Raw genomic sequence first — 17,010 nt, forward strand, 5'->3', positions numbered from 1 at the left:
AAATACTGGGCGTTGAAAATAAAATCGAGTAAAACAGAGGTGCTTATTTCCTATGGTGACACGGTAACATGGATATCGCCCTGCTTGGCCCGGTGGCCGGCTTTGCCCTGGCGGCCTGCGGCACGCCCGGCCCCAACAACCTGCTGCTGGCCAGTGCCGGCAGCCGTTTTGGTTACATCGCCAGCCTGCGCTTGCTGTTGGGCATCATGCTGGGATTGCAGGGCCTGCTGCTGCTGACCGCGCTCGGGCTGGGGCGGCTGTTTGAACTGTGGCCGGCGCTGCAGTGGGCGCTGAAGCTGGCGGGCAGTGCCTACCTGCTATGGCTGGCCTGGCGTATCGCCATGGCGTCGGCGCCCGACGCCGGCGAGCGCAGCATGAGCTGGGGTCAGGGCGCGCTGTTTCAGTTTCTCAACCCCAAATCCTGGCTGATGGCCATTTCCGCCATCAGCGGCTTTACCCTGGCCGGAGAGCATTACTGGCCGTCGGCCCTGGCGGTGCTGGGGGTGTTTCTGTTCTTTGGCATGGTGACCGGCCACCTGTGGGCCCTGCTGGGCATGCGGGTGCGGCGCTGGCTGCGCACCGAGGCCGACTGGCGCCGCTTCAACCGTGCCATGGGCGCACTCACCGCCGCCTGCGTGGCCATGATCTGGTACTGATTTTCGGTTAATCGTTAGAGTTTGGGCGTAAAGGGTGTAAAATCTGGCCGGTTTTTTGTCCTCGATCCAAGGCTTTCATGGTTTCTGACACAGATTTATTTAAAGATATTCGTCCTTACCGGGATGACGAAGTCGCCGGCGCCATTGAGCGGCTGATTGCCGACGACGAATTTATCGGCGCCATCGCACACTATCGTTTTGCCTGCCTGTCTCGCCTGGGCGGCGGCCTGGTCAAGCGGCTGATCCGGCTGTATCTGGGCTGGCGCTGGCGCCATGTGACCAGTGTGCACCAGGTGCAGCTGGAAGTGGCCAAATTCATGGAAAAGATGATTTCCAGCACCACGGCGGGTGTGACCTATTCCGGACTGGAACACCTGCAGCCCGGCACCGGCTACCTGTTTATCTCCAACCACAGGGACATCGCCCTCGACCCGGCCTTTGTCAACTGGGGCCTGTATACCCACGACATGGACACGGTGCGCATTGCCATCGGCGACAACCTGCTGCGCAAGCCCTGCTCCACCGAGCTGATGAAGCTTAACAAGAGCTTTATCGTCAAGCGCTCCGCCAAGGGCCCGCGGGAAATGATGAAGGCCTTTGGCGAGCTGTCCGCCTACTTGCGGCATTCCCTCGACGATGGTCATTCCATCTGGATCGCCCAGAAGGAAGGCCGGGCCAAGGACGGGGACGACAAGACGGATCCGGCCATCCTCAAGATGTTCTACATGGAAGGCAAGCGGCAGAAAATTCCCTTCAGCGACTACATTCGCAGCCTCAACCTGGTGCCGGTGTCCATCTCCTACGAATACGATCCCGGTGACGTGGCCAAGGCCCGGGAGCTGCACGCCAAGGAAACGGTCGGCCGCTATGAAAAAAGCGAGTTCGAGGACATTCAAAGCATAGTGCAGGGCATTACCGGCCAGAAGGGTCGAGTGCATGTGGCCTTTGGCCGGCCCCTCGGCGGTGACTTTGACAACGCCGACGAGCTGGCGCAGGCGTTGGATCGGGAAATTCACGCCAATTATCACCTGTTCCCCAGTAACCTGCTGGCGGCGGGGCAGACCGCGGAAGTGGACTCCGGTACTCGGCAGGCCTTTGAGCGGCACATGAATTTGGTGCCGACCGAGCTGCGCGAGCGGGTGCTGGCCATGTATGCCCGGCCGGTGCTGAACAAGGGCTGAGTGCTGAACCCCCGGCTTGTCACCAACCGCCGGCTAAGCGGGTTAAGGGTGTTTGCCGTGGCGGCCCGCCACGGCAGTTACTCCGCCGCCGCCAGTGAGCTGTGCGTGACCCAGGCCGCGGTCAGTCAGCAAATCCGCAATCTTGAAGCGTCCCTTGGTTGCCGGCTGTTTGTGCGCCGGGGTAGCGGTATGATGCTCACCACCGAGGGCCAGGTACTGCTGCCCTTTGCCGAGCAGGGCCTGGCCATTCTGGAGCGCGGCCTGGATCGATTGGCGCACCCCGCTGCCGGACCGCTGCAGGTCAGCGTGTTGCCATCCCTGGCCGCGCGCTGGCTGATGCCCAGATTATGGCGTTTTACCGAAACCCACCCCCAACTCGAACTGCGCTTGCAACCCAGCCAGCAACTGGCCGATTTTGCCGCCGGTGAGGTGGATCTGGCCATTCGTTACGGCGAAGGACATTACCCCGGGTTGCACAGTGAACTGCTGATGAGCGACACCGCTTTTCCGGTGTGCGCCCCGGCGCTGGCGACCCGCCTGCAACGGGTGGCGGACTTGATCAGCCTGCCCCTGGTGGCTGGCCCCGAATACGCCGGTGTGAGCTGGGCCAACTGGCTGGCCCTGAGCGGTAATGAGCACATTTTGCCCCAATGCCGTCAGCTCACTGTGGACGACGGCAACTTGGGACTGGAGATGGTGCTGGCGGGGCAGGGGGTGGCGCTCAGCCGTTCGGTGCTGGTGGCGGATTTGCTGCGCCAGGGCCGGCTGTGCCGTCCCTTTGCCACCGAGCTCACGCCCAAACATCGCTACTACCTGGTCTGGCGGCCCGACTCTTCACGCCTCAATGACATTACCATGGTGCGTGAATGGCTGAAGCAGGAAGCGCTGGAAAGCCGGGAATAGGGATTGGGGAGCAGGGACTGGGACAGGGCCGCCTGCTGAGTTCTGAGCTCTCGAAGCATCAGCGTGGTCTGTATGCAGTGAACGCCGAGCGTGCTAAGGAAGGCAAAGGGTGTCTGCTTCGCCGTGCCCTTCGCGTCAGGGATGACGCGACGGAGCGTACATGGGTGTATTTACAGCGTGCCGGAGAAGCAGTGCGCTTTGACCGACGGTAGTGCACTGCTTCGCAAACGATTAGTTTATTTTAGCCATTCCAGGGTAAAGCCGGCCTGGTTGTCCTGGGCCAGGGCCTGGCTCAGCGCGGGCAGCAGTTCGGCGAGTTTTTCATCCAGTTTCCAGGGCGGATTGAGCACTATCATGCCGGAGCCGTGCATGCCAAAGTCGTCGGCCTGGGCCTGTACGCTCAGCTCGGCGCACAGTGCCTGCTCAAAGCCAAGGTTGGCCAGCGCGGTTTTCAGCCCTTCGCTGCGATCCACGGCCTTGGCCAGCAACGGATACCAGATGGCGTAAATGCCGATGGGCCAGCGCTTGTGGGCCTTTTTGAGGGTATCGGCCACCCGCCGGTAGTCTTCCTTCAGTTCATAGGGCGGATCAATCAGCACCAGGCCTCGTTTGGGCGTGGGTGGCAGCAGGCCCACCAGGCCTTCAAAGCCGTCTCTGTGATGAATGGCGACGCCGTCCCGGCCCAGGTTCTGGCGCAGCAGCTCCACCTCGTTGTGGTGCAGTTCCATCAGGGTGAGTCTGTCCTGAGGGCGCTGAAAATGGGCCGCCACCAGGGGAGAGCCCGGGTAATTCTCCAGCGACTCACTTGAGTTCATGGCGTGAATGGCGTCGAAGTAGCCGGCCAGTTGCGGCCACTTTTTCGGTTCGTTCCACAGCCGGGCAATGCCGCCGGCGTATTCCGCCTTTTTCTGGGTCCACTCGTGGCTCAGGGCATAGCCGCCGGCACCGGAATGGGTGTCGATATAGCTGTAGCCCTTGTCCTTGGCGCACAGCGACTCAAGAATAAAGGCCTGCACCGCGTGTTTGAGCACATCGGCGTGGTTGCCGGCGTGGAAGGCGTGACGATAACTAAGCATGGTAATTTCTCTTAACCGGCGAGTTTTAGCTGCCACAGCGGCGCATCGGCCACCTGCAGCACATTGAGGTAATCGAGCAGGGCACCGCTGCCCGGGCGCGGGGGCTGGTCGGCCAGCACGTTCAGCAGCTCTTGCTGCTGCCAGCGTTCCAGCTCCAGCTCGTGTTGCAGCAACTGGGCGTAGTCATCGGCATTGAGTCCGGGTTTGAGCCGGCGGCGCAGGTTGCGCCAGTGACTGAACATGCCCCGGCGAGCGGCCAGCACCGGCAAAAAGGGGGCGACATCGACGCTCTGCCCTCGCTCTTCCAGCAGCAACAGCAACAGCAACAGGTTGACGTTGGCACTGTGCTCATCCTGCAGTTGAAGGCAGGCGGTGGCCACCCCGGGGCGGCCGTAGTGCTGCTCGCCGAAGTGCCACAGTTCATCGGCGCTGATCATGACTGCTCCAGGTCTTCCAGCTGCTCCTGCAGCTCCAGCCATTCCATTTCCACGTCGGCCAGTTGCTGTTGCAGCGGGCTTTGATCTTTTAACAGCTGTTGCAGCCTGGCCTTGTGCTCCGCCGCGTAAATATCGGGGTCGGCCAGCTGCTGTTCGATCTCGGCCAGCCGCTGCTGGCAGCGCTCCATGTCCTTTTCCAGTTTGGTGATGGCCTTGCGCAGCGGCTGGGTCTGCTGGCGCAACTCGGCCTGACGGCGTTTTTCCGCCTTGCGCGCCTGGGCCGAGTTGTCCCCGGCAGCGGGCATGTCGGCGGGTTGCTCGGCCTTGTCCTGCTCGGTCAGCCACTGGTGGTAGTCGTCGAGATCGCCGTCAAAGGACTGTACCCGGCCGCTGTCGACCAGATAGAACTCGTCGGTGGTGGCGCGCAGCAAGTGGCGGTCGTGGGACACGATCACCATGGCCCCTTCAAAGGCCTGCAGCGCCAGGGTGAGGGCCTCGCGCATGTCCAGATCCAGGTGGTTGGTGGGTTCGTCGAGCAGTAGCAGATTGGGCTTCTGATAGACGATCAGCGCCAGTACCAGCCGGGCCTTTTCGCCGCCGGAGAAGGGGCCAACGGCTTCTTTGACCTTGTCACCGTGAAAGTCGAACCCCCCCAGGTAATCCCGCAGGCTCTGCTCGGTGGCCTTGGGATCGAGCCGGGCCAGGTGGGTGAGCGCCGATTCCTGCGGGTGCAGGCTTTCCAGCTGATGCTGGGCGAAGTAACCCAGGGCCACCCCCTTGCTGGCTTCCAGCTTGCCCGACAGCGGCGTCAGTTCGCCCGCCAGCAGCTTGATAAAGGTGGACTTGCCGGCGCCGTTGCGCCCCAGCAGGCCGATGCGCGAGCCGGGCACCAGATTGAGCTTGATGTTGGACAGGATTTCCTTGTCGCCGTAGCCGGCGGCCAGCTTCTCCATGGCAATGAGCGGCACCGGCAGGCTGGCCGGCGGGCGAAAGCCGAAGCTGAACGGCGAATCGACATGGGCGGGCAGAATGCGCTCCATCTTTTCCATGGCCTTGAGCCGGCTCTGGGCCTGTTTGGCCTTGCTGGCCTTGTAGCGAAACCGGTCCACATAGCTTTGCATATGGCTCAGCGCCCGCTGCTGTTTCTCATACAGCGATTGCTGCAGCGCCAGTTGTTCGGCACGCATGCGCTCAAAGTCGGAATAGTTGCCGGTATATTCGTTAAGGGTGCTGTTTTCGATATGAATGATGCGTCCGACCACGGCGTCGAGAAAGTCCCGATCGTGGGAGATCAGGATCAGGGTGCCGTCATAGCTTTTCAGCCAGCGCTCCAGCCAGATCACCGCATCCAGATCCAGGTGGTTGGTGGGTTCATCGAGCAGCAGCAGATCTGAGCGGCAGATCAGCGCCTGGGCCAGGTTAAGGCGCATGCGCCAGCCACCGGAAAAATCGCTCACCGGCCGGCCGTGGGCCTCATTGGCGAACCCTAAGCCGTGCAGCAGGGCCGCGGCCCGGGCGTGAATGTGGTAGCCACCATGGGTCTCTAGCCGGCCGTGTAGCTCGGCAATGGCAATGCCGTCGTGACGGGCCTCGGCGGCTTCCAGCTCCCGGCACAGCCGGCGGTATTCCCGATCGCCGTCGATCACATAGTCGAGGGCGGAGCAGTCCAGCGCCGGGGTCTCCTGAGCCACGCTGGCCAGCTGCCAGTCGGCGGGCAGGCCGAACTGGCCGCTGTCGATGGTGAGCTCGCCCTTGAGCAGGGAAAACAGGGTGGACTTGCCGCAGCCGTTCTTGCCCACCAGGCCGACCTTCTGGCCGCCGTGAATGGTGGCGCTGGCGTCTTTCAACAGGGGGCGGCCGCCCCGAAGCAATTCAATCTGGCTGAGGGTGATCATAGAAACCCGGAAAAGTGCAAAAGCCGTATTTTAGCCGGTTTTGCCCCCGGTATGACAGGGGCTTCCCAGCCAGTGGCGGCAATCCTGCTCGAACTGGGGAAAGGAGGTAAAACCGTGGGCCCTGGCCAGGGCGTCGGGATCCCCGGCCCTGGGCAGCTCCCGCAGCATGTGCAGCAAGGCCAGTTGCCGCTGCCAGCTCGTCAGATCACAGCCAAACCGCTTTCTGAAGGCCTGCTGCTCGTCGTTATGCAGGGCCAGGCCGGCGGGATCGGCAAAGGCGCGTGCCGCAAGCGGGTTCATCGACTCGAACGGCAGCAGGTTTTGGGCCGGCAGCTCGTCATACAGGGCCCGGCACAGGCGGCCATAAGGGCCCTGCCAGGTTTTTTCACTGGGCCATTCTGCCAGCTTGCCGGCCAGGGCCGCCAGCAAGGCCGTGGGTTGAATTCGACCGGCCTGTTCGGGTTGGGCCAGCCGGCAGGAGAGCTCAATCTGGCTGACCCGGCTGCCCGCCAGAGCGTGCCAGGCGAACAGGGTATCGGCGGGCAGAAAGGCGGCTTCTCCTGTGGTCAGCGGAAAATGCTGACGACCGAGCTGCAGCAGCCCCGAGCCTCGGTGTACCAGCAACAGCACTCCCTTGATATGGCGGCGGCGCTTGCCGGGGGTTAAGTGAGGAAGATCGAAAAGCTGATGATGAATGCTGTAATGGGCGCTGGCGGTCATTGTGGTTGGTTCGTTTTTGGCGGAGAATTTTAAAAATGATGAACAGTTCAGGATCCCCTTCAATGGAAACCCGTCGTAGAAAGCGGTTTATCGCCGGTGCCGTCTGCCCGAAATGTCAGTCGGCAGACACCATGATGCTGTATATGGAGCATGGTGTCGAGAAGGTCGAGTGTGTGCACTGTGGCCATCATCAAAGCCAGGCCGAGGAAAAAGTGGAATCGGCCGCCGGGGGCGACGTTATCGGCGTATTCAGGCCCGAGTGACGCCATTACCCCTGCATTTTGTATGCTTTTCGGCCGACCGGCCGGCAATGGCTTGGTGAGTGAAGGCTTTCGGGATAGACTGGCCTTCGGCAGAGCGCAAGTTTCATTCCCTGTGTTTCCTTGAATTCTGCCGCCAAATGGCCCCTCGGGGCCATTTTTATTGTGCCGGCCTCGCGTTTCATCCCGCCCGTCCATCATGTATTCTATGAGTCACCATTTTTAAGCAGGGCCAATCCCATGAAAGTATCCGACAATGCAGTGGTAACACTGGACTTCACCGTGACCAACGCCGATGGCGAAATCCTGGACTCCACCGTCAACAAGCAACCGCTGCAATACCTGCACGGTACCGGCTTTCTGGTCAGCGGCCTTGAAGTCGAACTCAACGGCAAAGCGGTTGGCGAAGACTTCGACGTAACCCTGAGCCCGGATCAGGCTTATGGCGACTACGACGATGCGCTGGTGCAGTCGGTGCCCGGCGAGCTGTTCGACGGCATGGAAGTGGGCGAAGGCGACACCTTTGTGGCCGAGACCGATGAAGGTCCTCGCCCGGTGACCATTCTGGAAGTGGCCGAGGAATACGTGAAGGTGGACGGCAACCATCCGCTGGCGGGCATGACCCTGTCCTTCAAGGGCGTGGTGCGCGAAGTGCGCGAAGCCACCGAGGAAGAGCTGGCCCACGGCCATGTACACGGTGAGCACGATCACGACCATGACCACGACCACGGTGGCGGCTGCTGCGGTCATCACCACTAAGCCGGCCTTTTGGTCGAAAAAAGGCGCTTCGGCGCCTTTTTTGTGTCTGCTCGCCGGGGCCAGGCTCCATTTTGGGTAGTTATCCCGTATGGGTGTTGTTACTGCCACACTCTTTTTCCGCGGGTGTCATGTCGCTGCCATATTACTGTTCCACCCTCTGTGCCTCGGTTTTGTGATTAAAAGGCAGACAGATGCTTCCCCCATTACGCGCCCTGGTGGCTTTTGAGGCGGTGGCGCGATTGCACTCCATTGGTGCGGCGGCCCGGGAGCTGGGCGTGTCCCAGGCGGCGGTCAGCCAGCAACTCAAGGGCCTGGAACAATTTCTGGGCTGTACCCTGTTTGAACGCAGCCAGCGCGGCGTTACCCTGACCCAGGTGGCCCGGCAATACCTGCCGGTGGTCACCGGTTCGTTGCAGCACCTCAAGCTGCAAACCCAGATCCTGTTTGGCGGGCAGCAGTCCGATGTGCTGCGCATCAAGGTTAACCATTCCATCGGTCACAGCTGGCTGCTTCCCAGGCTGAATGATTTTTATAACCGCTTTCCCTTTATTCGGCTGGATCTAACCCTGGTGGACTGGCCGTCTTCGGAGCCCTGCCGTGATGCGGACATCGAAATCACCAATGGGGTCACCGAAGCCGAGCACACCCGCACCGAACGCCTGTTTCAGGAGCACTGGCTGATGGTGTGCAGCCCGGCGTTCAGGCGGCAATTCGGCAAGGAGCTGGCCGAGGGGAATATCTCCGGCTTACCGGCCATTCAGGTAAAGGGTTATCAGGAAGGCTGGCTACAGTGGCTGAGTCATAACCGTTATGCCCCCGTGCTGCCCGATGTGCGGCTGGAAATCAGCAATTCACTGCATGGCCTTGAAGCGGTCAGGCAGGACGTAGGACTGATGTTGGTGCGCTCGCTGGTGGCACAAGAGTGGTTGTCCGAGGGCAGGGTGGTGACGGCCCTGGAAGGAAGCATGCTGTCCGAGTCAAGCCACTTCATGATTACTCGGCAGCATCGCTCGGCCAAGGTCAGTTATTTTTGCGACTGGATGCATCAGCAATACCGTTACGCGGGGTCCGGGCCTGAACCGGCCGAAAAGGCACTTATCAAATAACGGCCGCTTTCCCGGTCATTTGTCAGCACAGGGCGGTGGAGTGTTAAGGGCCCAAATGGTGATCATAAGCTTGCCTTATGAGTTTGCGGGGAAATTGTGTTGATTTGCTTAATACGGGTGTCACGAACCCCCCTTATTCTTCCCCTGACTGACCAACAGAGTGGCGCTTCAGATGAAGATACATTTCCCGACGGTACTGGAAAAATTCAAGGTATTGCTGTTTGTATTACCGCTTTTGTTGCCCTTGCTGGCCTTCTGGCTGCTGCCCTTTGGCTCCAGTGTGTATATCAGTTTTACCGACTGGGATTATATATCCCCTGAGTACAACTATGTCGGTCTCGACAATTACGAATACATGCTGACCGACGATGACTTTCTTCAGGCCCTGACCAATACCTTTGTCTTTGCTCTGGGAGTGGTTATACCCACAGTGGTGTTGGGGCTGGCCTTTGCCCTGTTGCTACGAAAAGAATTCAGGGGCAGCCGGTATTACCGGGCCATTATTTTTTCTCCCTGGATTACCCCTACGGTGGCGGTATCCATTGTCTGGACCTGGGTTTTTGAATCCAAGGCCGGACTGGCCAATCTGTTATTGAACGAGCTGGGCTTTTCTTCAATCCCCTGGTTTGAAACCGGAGCCGGCGCCATGTTTGCAGTCATGGTGGTCACCGTATGGCAGGCTGTCGGCTGGACCATGCTGTTCTATATCAGTGCACTCAACAAGATTCCGGCATCGCTTTATGAGGCCTCGCAAATTGACGGATGCAGTGCCTGGACCCGGTTTACCAGGCTGACTTTGCCACTGATTTCACCGACTACCTTCTTTTTGATTATCGTCAACATGATTACCGCCGTGCAGGCATTTGATCAGTTTCAAATCATGACCCAGGGTGGCCCCAGTGGCAGCACGCGAACCCTGTTGTACCTCTTTTACCAACAGGCCTTTGAGCAATACGAAATGGGGCCCGCCGCCGCCTGCTCGGTCATTATTCTGCTGATCACCGGCGTGCTGACCCTTATCAATACCATGATGGGCAAGCGCTGGGTGTATTACTGACGGCATTTACACCCACCATGGCAATCAACGGCTTAGAGCAAAGGACACCGACATGAACAGTCAAGCAGCAGCGGGTGCGACCATGACGCATATTCACGCCGGTACTCGGCACACCGAAATAAGGCATGCGGCTGCACTCAGGCCGGCGCGCCGGCAGCGGGTGAACACGGCTCGCCTGACGCCACTGGTCAGACACGCCTTTCTCGGGCTGGCTGGCCTTATCATGGTGTTTCCCTTTCTCTGGATGCTGTCGGGCTCAATGAAAAGCAACGACGAGATCTTCAGCAACCCCTTGAACCTGTTGCCCGAAAGCCTTCAGTGGCACAACTTTGTGGATACCTTTCAGGGCGCTCCCTTTGGCCAGTATATTTTCAACAGCTTTTTTGTGGCGCTGATGACCACCCTGCTGGTGATTATCAACTCGGCCATGTTTGCCTATGCCATTACCCAGCTGAAATTCCGTTCTCGCACCCTGTTATATGTGGTGGTCATGGGATGCTATATGCTGCCTGGCGCGGTCACTTATATACCTTCCTATATCACTCTGGCCAGAATGGGGCTGCTCGACAGTCACGCCGGACTTATTTTATCCAATGCCGCCAGTGTGTTCGGGGTATTTTATCTGCGCCAGGTGTTTTTGAAAATTCACCCGTCACTGATTGAAGCGGCACGGATTGACGGGGCCGGCGAGCTGAAAATTCTGTGGGCCATTGTGCTGCCGCAATGCCGGCCGGCCCTGGCCACCCTGTTCTTGATTACCTTTATTACCAATTACAACAGTTACATGTGGCCCAGTCTGGTGATTACCTCTCAGGAGCTGAACCTGATTGCTACCGGCATTCGCCAGTATTTTATTGCGGAAGGAAATTATGGCATGAACTGGTCTCAGGTCATGGCCGCCAGCACCATTGCGGTGGTGCCTTTGCTGATGATTTTTATTGTTTGTCAAAAACACATTCTGTCAGGTATCGCCGATAACGGTGTCAAGGAGTAATGGAAATGAAACTGAAGTCACTCGCGGTTATTTGTTCGGCGCTGTGCATGTCGAGTAATGTGCTGGCCAAAACCGAAGTTAATTTCTGGTATTCCGGTGGTGTTAAGCCGCAGGAAATAATGACAAAAATGATCGAGGAATTTAACGGCAGCCAGGACGAATATGTTATCAAGCCGGCCCTGCAGGGAAATTACGCCGAAACGTATCAAAAGCTGCAGGCGGGCATGGCTTCCAAAACCGCTCCCGAATTTGTACTGCTGGACTCGGCCCAGGCCGAAGCCATGGCGTCCCGTGGGCTGGTGCGAGACGTTCGACCCTACCTGGACGATGACTTTAACTTCAGTGACTTTCTTGGCGCCTTTCGAGAGCAGGTGACTTATTCGGATGGCACCGTTTATGGCCTGCCTGCCTACGGCACTACCCAGATTTTTTACTATGACCGCCAGGTCCTGGCCGATGCCGGCTTTACCGAGCAGGACCTGAGCACCTGGCAAGGAGTGGCCAAGGTTGCCAGCGCCGTCACCCGTCGCGATACCGATGGCAACACCAGTTTTTATGGCTGGGAGCCGATGTGGGGTCACAACAACATGATTGATGCGGCTTTTTCCAACGGCGCCCAAATCATCAGCGATGATGGCAAGACGGTGCTGATCGATTCACCCGAATGGGTGGAGGTGTGGGAGAGCTTTCGCCAATGGATACATGAAGACAACATCATGCGTATTCACTACGGCGGCCAGGGCTGGGAGTACTGGTACAAGACCATTGACGATGTGATGAAGGGCCGAGCCCTGGGTTATACCGGCTCTTCCGGCGATCAGGGCGATCTGGACTTCACCAGGCTGGCCGCAACCATGCAGCCGGGGTGGGGCAGTCACCCGGCCGCGCCTCAGGCCGGAGCCCAGATTTTTGTGATGCCCAAGGGCACCGACGAGCAGGCGGCGCAGGGAGCCTTTGAATTTATGCGCTTTTACACCAGTGCCGAGAACACGGCACGCTGGTCCATGTATACCGGTTATATCCCGGTTCGCGCCAGTGCCGAGCGCGTGGCGGCATACCAGGCCTACACCCGCGACAATCCTCAGGCGCTGGTGCCCCTGAAGCAGGCAGGCATTGCCAGCAAGGACTTTCATGATCCCACCAACGGCAAGATTTTGGACGCCCTGAATATCGCGGCCGACAAGGTGCAGATTGAAAATATTCCGGCCGAAAAGGCCCTGAAGGACGCGGCCAGGCGTGCCCAGCGCGCCCTGGACCGCGCCAATCGCTCCTGACCCGGCCAGAGAACGATTGGCACTGACATTCGATTCAGAGAAAGAGAGCATATGTTGAACTTTTCAGGTGAACTGACGTTTGGTCACGAGGTAGTGGAAATTCGGGTCCCCGACGGGGCGAGCGCCATTCGCATTGTGGGCACCACGGTAAAAAAGGGTTTTCTACACACCTATCTGTATGACCCCAGCCGGCGCCTGCGGGGCAATATACTGTGGCTGAAGCCGCGCAAGGAATTGGTGATCACCGCCGAAGCGGCGTCTCTGGGGGCGATAGCCGGCCCGATTGAAGCCGGAATCTGGCAGCTGCACCTTTACAACCTCGAGGGGGAGCACCGCACTCCCAAGCCGATGCAGTATCAGGTTGAGGTCGATTTTGACGGCGTTCCCGCGCCCTTGCCACTGAACACGGTGGCCAACCTCACCACCGAGCATGGTATTGCCTTTGACTACAGCGCGGTAAAAAAAGCCGGTGCCGGCTGGTATCGCGGTGATCTGCATGCCCACACCAGCCTGTCGGACGGCCATAACCGGCTGGAGGCGGTGGCCGACATTGCCGCCCGGCAGCAACTGGATTTTCTGTTTCTGACCGAGCACAACATGTGTCAGCCCTTGCTGCCCGACATGGACGAGGTGCTGTTTCTGCCGGCCATCGAGGTCACCACGGCCCTGGGCCACTTCAATGTGCACGGACCGCAGCGGACCCTCAACATGTACCATGCGTCCTGCAACAGTGAGGCGATGATCGAGCAGGGGATGGCGTTGGCCGGTGAGCAGCAGGGCAGTACCAGTATCAACCATCCGATGATGAAGCCCTGGCACTGGCACTATCAGGCGATGCCGTTGGCGCGGGTGCATACCATGGAGATCTGCTGTGACCCCACCTGGTCGACCTCGCCGGAGTCCACCGAGCAGGCGCTGCAGGTGTTGAGCGCCATGTGGAATGCCGGGCAGCGTATTTATGGCGTCGGGGGCAGTGATTGCCACCTGGAGCCCCATGAAAGAAACCCCAATGCCACCGAGCCCTCCATTTATGGAGACCCCTCGACCTTTGTGTTTGCTCACGGCCTGAGCGGCGAGAGCATTCTGTCCGGCCTGCGCCGGGGTCATGTGTATATGGAACGCCGCTGCGGGCTGACGCTCAGCCTTAATCAAGGGCGAGTGCTGCCCGGGCAGGATGTGGGTGAGCAGATCATCGATTACCGGCTCGCAGTGCAGGACACGCAGTGTGAATACTACGCCGAATGTATTGCCGATGGCCGACGCATCGAGGTTTATCCACTGACCGCGCACGGGACGGTATTTCAGGTCGACATGAGTCGTTACGGCTGGGTACGGGTGGATATACGCCGTGCCAATGGTGACTTCGAAGGCATGATCAACCCCGTCTACAACGGCCAAAAGCCGGAATTTTCTGCCCCCACCCTGGCGACCTGGGGTGAGCTGATGGAGGCAATGCAGCGCAATGGAAATTAAAGGTTTGTTGTTCGACAAGGATGGCACCCTGCTCGAGTTTCATCGTATGTGGCTAAAGGTCGCCCAAGGGGCGGCCAGAGATATTCTGCAGCAGTATCGGGACAAGAGTCGTGCTCACCCCGAGGTGTCCGAGCGGCAGCTGCTCGAGGCCATTGGTATTTGGGGGGAGCGCGTAGACAACCATGGCCTGCTGGCCTCGAATCCGGTGGAAGACACCGCCGAGGTGTGGCACCGGCTGCTGCGGCTGAAGGGCGGTTTGCCCGACTTTACTCGGGATGTAAAAGCCCACTTCAACCGGCAGGTAGCGGAAAACCCCCTGTTGATTCAGCCCCTGCCCGGCATCAGGGACAAGCTGGCGCGCTGGAAGCAACAGGGCTTCAAACTGGGAGTGGCGACGGCGGATACTCGGGACTCAACCCTGTACAGCCTGCGCCAGGCCGGATTGCTGGAGCTGTTTGATTATGTCGGTTATTCCGACGGAAACATCTCTCCCAAGCCTGACCCGGCCCTGTTGCACGGCTTCAGTCGCCACTGCGGCCTGAAGGCCCACCATATCGTGATGTTTGGTGATACGGTCTCGGACATGGAGTTTGGCCATAATGCCGGGGCCCGCAAGGTGGGGGTGTTGACCGGCACGGCCACGGCCGCAGAGCTGCAGCCCCATGCCGACCTGGTATTGGCGTCGGTGGTTGATTTCGAGCCCGAAATCCTGATGTAACCCAGTGTAAGTGAGAACGCAGATGGCTGAAGTAGTACTCCGTAAGGTGGAAAAATCCTATTCAAATGGATTCAGGGCGGTACATGGCATTGATCTCACCATAGCCGAAGGGGAGTTTATGGTATTCGTTGGCCCTTCGGGCTGTGCCAAGTCGACCACCCTGCGCATGATCGCCGGTCTGGAGGAGGTAAGCGGCGGTGACATCTTTATCGGTAACCAGCGGGTCAATGCCCTGCCGCCCAAGGACAGGGGCATTGCCATGGTGTTTCAGAACTATGCGCTTTACCCGCATATGTCCGCGTATGACAACATGGCTTTTGGCCTCAAGCAGCAGAAACTGGCCGGGGATGAAATTGATCGTCGTATTCGAGAAGCCGCCGAAACCCTGGAGCTCAGCCAGCTGCTCGATAACAAGCCGGGAGAAATGTCCGGGGGCCAGCGTCAGCGCGTCGCCCTGGGACGGGCCATGGTTCGCAAGCCGGATGTGTTTTTGTTTGATGAGCCCCTGTCGAATCTGGATGCCAAATTGCGGGTCTCGACCCGGGTCAATATTGCCCGGTTGCACAAGACCCTGAAGGCCGAAGGGCAGAATGCCACCATGATTTATGTCACCCATGATCAGGTGGAAGCCATGACCCTGGGAGACCGCATCTGCGTCCTGAATCAGGGGCGGATCATGCAGGTCGATACGCCCATCAACCTGTATCAGCGCCCGGCCAACAAGTTTGTCGCCGGGTTTATTGGCTCACCGGCCATGAACCTGGTGACCGCAACCCTGGAGCGGACCGAAACGGGTCATGAGCTGGTGCTCGGTCATGGCGAACGCTTGCGCTTGCCCGAGGCAAAGGCCAGTCAGGTTGCACACCTGGCGGGCCGGCAACTGTGGTTTGGACTGCGGCCGGAGCATATCACCCTGGCAGACGCCTCGGGTGCCACGCCGAATCAGCCCAATCTGGTAAATGCCCCGATTACGGCGGTGGAGTCCATGGGTAACGAAAGCTACCTGCATTTTTCCATGGGCGAGGCGTCGTTTGTGGCGCGGGTGCCCTACCACTCCCATGCGGGGCTTCCCGGTGGCGAGCGAAAGACCCTGTGCTTCGATCTGGCACACTGTCATTTGTTTGATATCGACACCGAGCAGAGCCTGTTGCGGGAGGAATGACCTCCTTCGGGCCGGCGCTCTGGCGCTGAAATACCATTCCAAAAGGCGCGTCGGCGCCTTTTCTGTCGGTGGCGATCAGTAATGGGGCGGTGGGGTTTCTTCGGCCTGGCTGGCCACCTGGCCGGGCTGAATTTCCTTGAATTTTTTGCTCAGCAGGCTGAGCTGCAGCTTGAAGCGGGCGATTTCGCCGCCCTGAGCGGCGATCTCCTGGTTGAGCTGCTCTATGGTGTCGTCCTGAAAGGCCAGCCGTGTTTCCAGTTGTTCCAGCCGCTGCAGCAGTTCGTCATTCATCATTGTGGTCTCTGTCGGTGAGCGTCCAGGTCTCGCCCAGGCCGGCGGAGCTGACGCTGTATAGCCGGTCTGGGGCGGTAAAGGCGACACTATACACCATGGCACTGGCCGGCCTCAGCTGTGTGTGCAGGCCTACCCGCCAGTGGTTGAGGTGAGCGCCGTCGCTGAGCCGCCACAGATCCAGCCGGCGGGCGGTGCCGCCGGTGGCCAGCAGGTTCTGCTCCACATTGAGCCGAGCGCTGACAAAGGTCTGGCCCCGGGCGGGCACTTCCAGGCGCGCCTGCAGCTCGCCGCCGGGCAGGCGACGCAGCTCGCCGCGGCCCTGGGCGTCGGCGCTGAAGGCGGCTCGGCCATTAGCGTCGAGGCGCACCAGGCTCACGCTGTGCTCATGGCGCCAGCGCGCCAGAATGGCGGCGTTCGAGGTTTGCCACAGCAGCACCTCGCCGTCGTGGCTGGCGCTGAGGGCATAGCGCCCGTTGGCAGACAGATCCAGGCTGTTGATACGATCGTCATGCCCGAGAAAGGTCAGCCGGCGGCCGCTGGTCAGGTCGACATATTCCGCTTCGCCATTCTGGTACCCCAGCAGCAGGGCCCGGCCAGCATCGGCCAGGGCAAGTGCACGCAGGGGCTGCTCCAGCCGGTAAAAGCCGAGGTTCTGGCCGTTTTGCAGCGACCACAGCGCCACCGTGCTGTCGGTGGCGGTGGCCGCGGTATCGCCGCCGGGGCTGCTGGCCAGCAACACCACCGGCGTGCTTTCCTGACCCTGATGCCAGAGAAACAGCGGTGCGGGGCCGCCCTGGCGCCATACCTGTACCGGACCGTTACCGGTGGCAATCAGGGTGTGGCGGCCATCGGCGGTGGTGTCGGCGGCCAGCAGGGAGCCGTCGGTAAAGGACTGACGGCCGGCAGGCGGCACGCCGCGATCGCAGCCGGCGAGCAGCAGCATGACAATGGTTGCCGCAGCGGCCTGGCCGAAGCGGGTTTTTACCGAGAAGGGGTTTCGCATGGGCAAGTTGCAAGGTTAGTATAAATCCCTGAGTATAAGCAT

18 protein-coding genes are annotated in these 17,010 nt (G+C 59.8%); 12 read left to right on the forward strand and 6 right to left on the reverse strand.

Going from position 1 to position 17,010, the window contains the following annotated elements:
* Positions 1-68: 68 nt before the first annotated feature.
* The 3 genes from B6S08_RS16160 (at position 69) to B6S08_RS16170 (ending at position 2,740) form a co-directional block, all read left to right on the forward strand.
* Positions 69-656 carry a LysE family translocator gene (locus B6S08_RS16160; RefSeq protein ID WP_094201842.1) on the forward strand — a complete coding sequence of 196 codons (588 nt, stop codon included), beginning with the start codon at positions 69-71 and terminating at the stop codon, positions 654-656.
* 77 nt (positions 657-733) lie between these two features.
* Positions 734-1,837: a 1-acyl-sn-glycerol-3-phosphate acyltransferase gene (locus tag B6S08_RS16165; protein ID WP_094201843.1), complete on the forward strand. Its 1,104-nt coding sequence runs from the start codon at positions 734-736 to the stop codon at positions 1,835-1,837.
* Positions 1,838-2,740 (forward strand): LysR substrate-binding domain-containing protein, encoded by a 903-nt coding sequence (locus B6S08_RS16170; protein WP_094201844.1) that lies wholly within the window; start codon positions 1,838-1,840, stop codon positions 2,738-2,740.
* 236 nt (positions 2,741-2,976) lie between these two features.
* Here the strand turns inward: B6S08_RS16170 and B6S08_RS16175 are convergent, their stop codons facing one another.
* The 4 genes from B6S08_RS16175 to B6S08_RS16190 are packed head-to-tail and all read right to left on the reverse strand — an operon-like array spanning position 2,977 to position 6,868.
* Positions 2,977-3,816 (reverse strand): 23S rRNA (adenine(2030)-N(6))-methyltransferase RlmJ, encoded by an 840-nt coding sequence (locus B6S08_RS16175; RefSeq protein ID WP_094201845.1) that lies wholly within the window; start codon positions 3,814-3,816, stop codon positions 2,977-2,979.
* A gap of 11 nt (positions 3,817-3,827) precedes the next feature.
* Positions 3,828-4,253 carry a TIGR02444 family protein gene (locus B6S08_RS16180; RefSeq protein ID WP_094201846.1) on the reverse strand — a complete coding sequence of 142 codons (426 nt, stop codon included), beginning with the start codon at positions 4,251-4,253 and terminating at the stop codon, positions 3,828-3,830.
* On the reverse strand, positions 4,250-6,148 hold the full coding sequence (locus tag B6S08_RS16185; protein ID WP_094201847.1) for an ABC transporter ATP-binding protein: 1,899 nt from the start codon (positions 6,146-6,148) through the stop codon (positions 4,250-4,252). Before B6S08_RS16185 ends, B6S08_RS16180 begins: the two co-directional genes overlap by 4 nt.
* Before the next feature lie 30 nt (positions 6,149-6,178).
* Positions 6,179-6,868 (reverse strand): AraC family ligand binding domain-containing protein, encoded by a 690-nt coding sequence (locus B6S08_RS16190; protein ID WP_094201848.1) that lies wholly within the window; start codon positions 6,866-6,868, stop codon positions 6,179-6,181.
* A 62-nt stretch (positions 6,869-6,930) separates the two neighbouring features.
* Here B6S08_RS16190 and B6S08_RS16195 point away from each other — a divergent pair, with 62 nt between their 5' ends.
* From B6S08_RS16195 to B6S08_RS16235, 9 genes are all read left to right on the forward strand, one after another.
* On the forward strand, positions 6,931-7,131 hold the full coding sequence (locus tag B6S08_RS16195) for a YheV family putative zinc ribbon protein (RefSeq protein WP_094201849.1): 201 nt from the start codon (positions 6,931-6,933) through the stop codon (positions 7,129-7,131).
* Between the two features lie 237 nt (positions 7,132-7,368).
* Positions 7,369-7,887 carry a peptidylprolyl isomerase gene (slyD, locus tag B6S08_RS16200; RefSeq protein WP_094201850.1) on the forward strand — a complete coding sequence of 173 codons (519 nt, stop codon included), beginning with the start codon at positions 7,369-7,371 and terminating at the stop codon, positions 7,885-7,887.
* A 191-nt stretch (positions 7,888-8,078) separates the two neighbouring features.
* The gene (locus B6S08_RS16205; RefSeq protein WP_094201851.1) at positions 8,079-8,993 is read left to right on the forward strand and encodes a LysR substrate-binding domain-containing protein; all 915 of its coding nucleotides are present in this window, start codon (positions 8,079-8,081) and stop codon (positions 8,991-8,993) included.
* 172 nt (positions 8,994-9,165) lie between these two features.
* Positions 9,166-10,050 carry a carbohydrate ABC transporter permease gene (locus B6S08_RS16210; protein WP_094201852.1) on the forward strand — a complete coding sequence of 295 codons (885 nt, stop codon included), beginning with the start codon at positions 9,166-9,168 and terminating at the stop codon, positions 10,048-10,050.
* Between the two features lie 52 nt (positions 10,051-10,102).
* Positions 10,103-11,044, forward strand: a complete 942-nt coding sequence (locus B6S08_RS16215) for a carbohydrate ABC transporter permease (RefSeq protein ID WP_206063543.1) — start codon at positions 10,103-10,105, stop codon at positions 11,042-11,044.
* Positions 11,045-11,172: 128 nt separating this feature from the next.
* A complete protein-coding gene (locus B6S08_RS16220) occupies positions 11,173-12,318 on the forward strand; it encodes an extracellular solute-binding protein (RefSeq protein WP_211284254.1) in 1,146 nt (381 codons plus the stop codon).
* Positions 12,319-12,369: 51 nt separating this feature from the next.
* Entirely contained in the window at positions 12,370-13,791 is a 1,422-nt protein-coding gene (locus tag B6S08_RS16225) for a CehA/McbA family metallohydrolase (RefSeq protein ID WP_094201854.1), read from the forward strand.
* Complete coding sequence (locus tag B6S08_RS16230; protein WP_094201855.1) at positions 13,781-14,509, forward strand: HAD family hydrolase; 729 nt, start codon at positions 13,781-13,783, stop codon at positions 14,507-14,509. The genes B6S08_RS16225 and B6S08_RS16230 overlap by 11 nt, the downstream gene beginning before the upstream one ends.
* Before the next feature lie 22 nt (positions 14,510-14,531).
* On the forward strand, positions 14,532-15,671 hold the full coding sequence (locus B6S08_RS16235; protein ID WP_094201856.1) for an ABC transporter ATP-binding protein: 1,140 nt from the start codon (positions 14,532-14,534) through the stop codon (positions 15,669-15,671).
* A gap of 75 nt (positions 15,672-15,746) precedes the next feature.
* Here B6S08_RS16235 and B6S08_RS16240 read toward each other — a convergent pair whose 3' ends face one another.
* Positions 15,747-15,962 (reverse strand): SlyX family protein, encoded by a 216-nt coding sequence (locus B6S08_RS16240; protein ID WP_094201911.1) that lies wholly within the window; start codon positions 15,960-15,962, stop codon positions 15,747-15,749.
* The gene (locus tag B6S08_RS16245) at positions 15,955-16,968 is read right to left on the reverse strand and encodes a WD40 repeat domain-containing protein (protein WP_169716422.1); all 1,014 of its coding nucleotides are present in this window, start codon (positions 16,966-16,968) and stop codon (positions 15,955-15,957) included. The genes B6S08_RS16240 and B6S08_RS16245 overlap by 8 nt, the downstream gene beginning before the upstream one ends.
* Between the last annotated feature and the right edge of the window lie 42 nt (positions 16,969-17,010).

Source organism: Oceanimonas doudoroffii (genome assembly GCF_002242685.1).
Classification (GTDB): Bacteria; Pseudomonadota; Gammaproteobacteria; order Enterobacterales; family Aeromonadaceae; genus Oceanimonas; species Oceanimonas doudoroffii.

Excerpts from the sequence above, each read along its gene's own strand:
- B6S08_RS16160 (WP_094201842.1), top strand. The coding sequence starts at position 69 with ATGGATATCGCCCTGCTTGGCCCGGTGGCCGGCTTTGCCCTGGCGGCC.
- B6S08_RS16165 (WP_094201843.1), top strand. The coding sequence starts at position 734 with ATGGTTTCTGACACAGATTTATTTAAAGATATTCGTCCTTACCGGGAT.
- B6S08_RS16175 (WP_094201845.1), bottom strand. The coding sequence starts at position 3,816 with ATGCTTAGTTATCGTCACGCCTTCCACGCCGGCAACCACGCCGATGTG.
- B6S08_RS16180 (WP_094201846.1), bottom strand. The coding sequence starts at position 4,253 with ATGATCAGCGCCGATGAACTGTGGCACTTCGGCGAGCAGCACTACGGC.
- B6S08_RS16185 (WP_094201847.1), bottom strand. The coding sequence starts at position 6,148 with ATGATCACCCTCAGCCAGATTGAATTGCTTCGGGGCGGCCGCCCCCTG.
- B6S08_RS16190 (WP_094201848.1), bottom strand. The coding sequence starts at position 6,868 with ATGACCGCCAGCGCCCATTACAGCATTCATCATCAGCTTTTCGATCTT.
- B6S08_RS16195 (WP_094201849.1), top strand. The coding sequence starts at position 6,931 with ATGGAAACCCGTCGTAGAAAGCGGTTTATCGCCGGTGCCGTCTGCCCG.
- slyD (WP_094201850.1), top strand. The coding sequence starts at position 7,369 with ATGAAAGTATCCGACAATGCAGTGGTAACACTGGACTTCACCGTGACC.
- B6S08_RS16205 (WP_094201851.1), top strand. The coding sequence starts at position 8,079 with ATGCTTCCCCCATTACGCGCCCTGGTGGCTTTTGAGGCGGTGGCGCGA.
- B6S08_RS16210 (WP_094201852.1), top strand. The coding sequence starts at position 9,166 with ATGAAGATACATTTCCCGACGGTACTGGAAAAATTCAAGGTATTGCTG.
- B6S08_RS16215 (WP_206063543.1), top strand. The coding sequence starts at position 10,103 with ATGAACAGTCAAGCAGCAGCGGGTGCGACCATGACGCATATTCACGCC.
- B6S08_RS16220 (WP_211284254.1), top strand. The coding sequence starts at position 11,173 with ATGATCGAGGAATTTAACGGCAGCCAGGACGAATATGTTATCAAGCCG.
- B6S08_RS16225 (WP_094201854.1), top strand. The coding sequence starts at position 12,370 with ATGTTGAACTTTTCAGGTGAACTGACGTTTGGTCACGAGGTAGTGGAA.
- B6S08_RS16230 (WP_094201855.1), top strand. The coding sequence starts at position 13,781 with ATGGAAATTAAAGGTTTGTTGTTCGACAAGGATGGCACCCTGCTCGAG.
- B6S08_RS16235 (WP_094201856.1), top strand. The coding sequence starts at position 14,532 with ATGGCTGAAGTAGTACTCCGTAAGGTGGAAAAATCCTATTCAAATGGA.
- B6S08_RS16240 (WP_094201911.1), bottom strand. The coding sequence starts at position 15,962 with ATGAATGACGAACTGCTGCAGCGGCTGGAACAACTGGAAACACGGCTG.
- B6S08_RS16245 (WP_169716422.1), bottom strand. The coding sequence starts at position 16,968 with ATGCGAAACCCCTTCTCGGTAAAAACCCGCTTCGGCCAGGCCGCTGCG.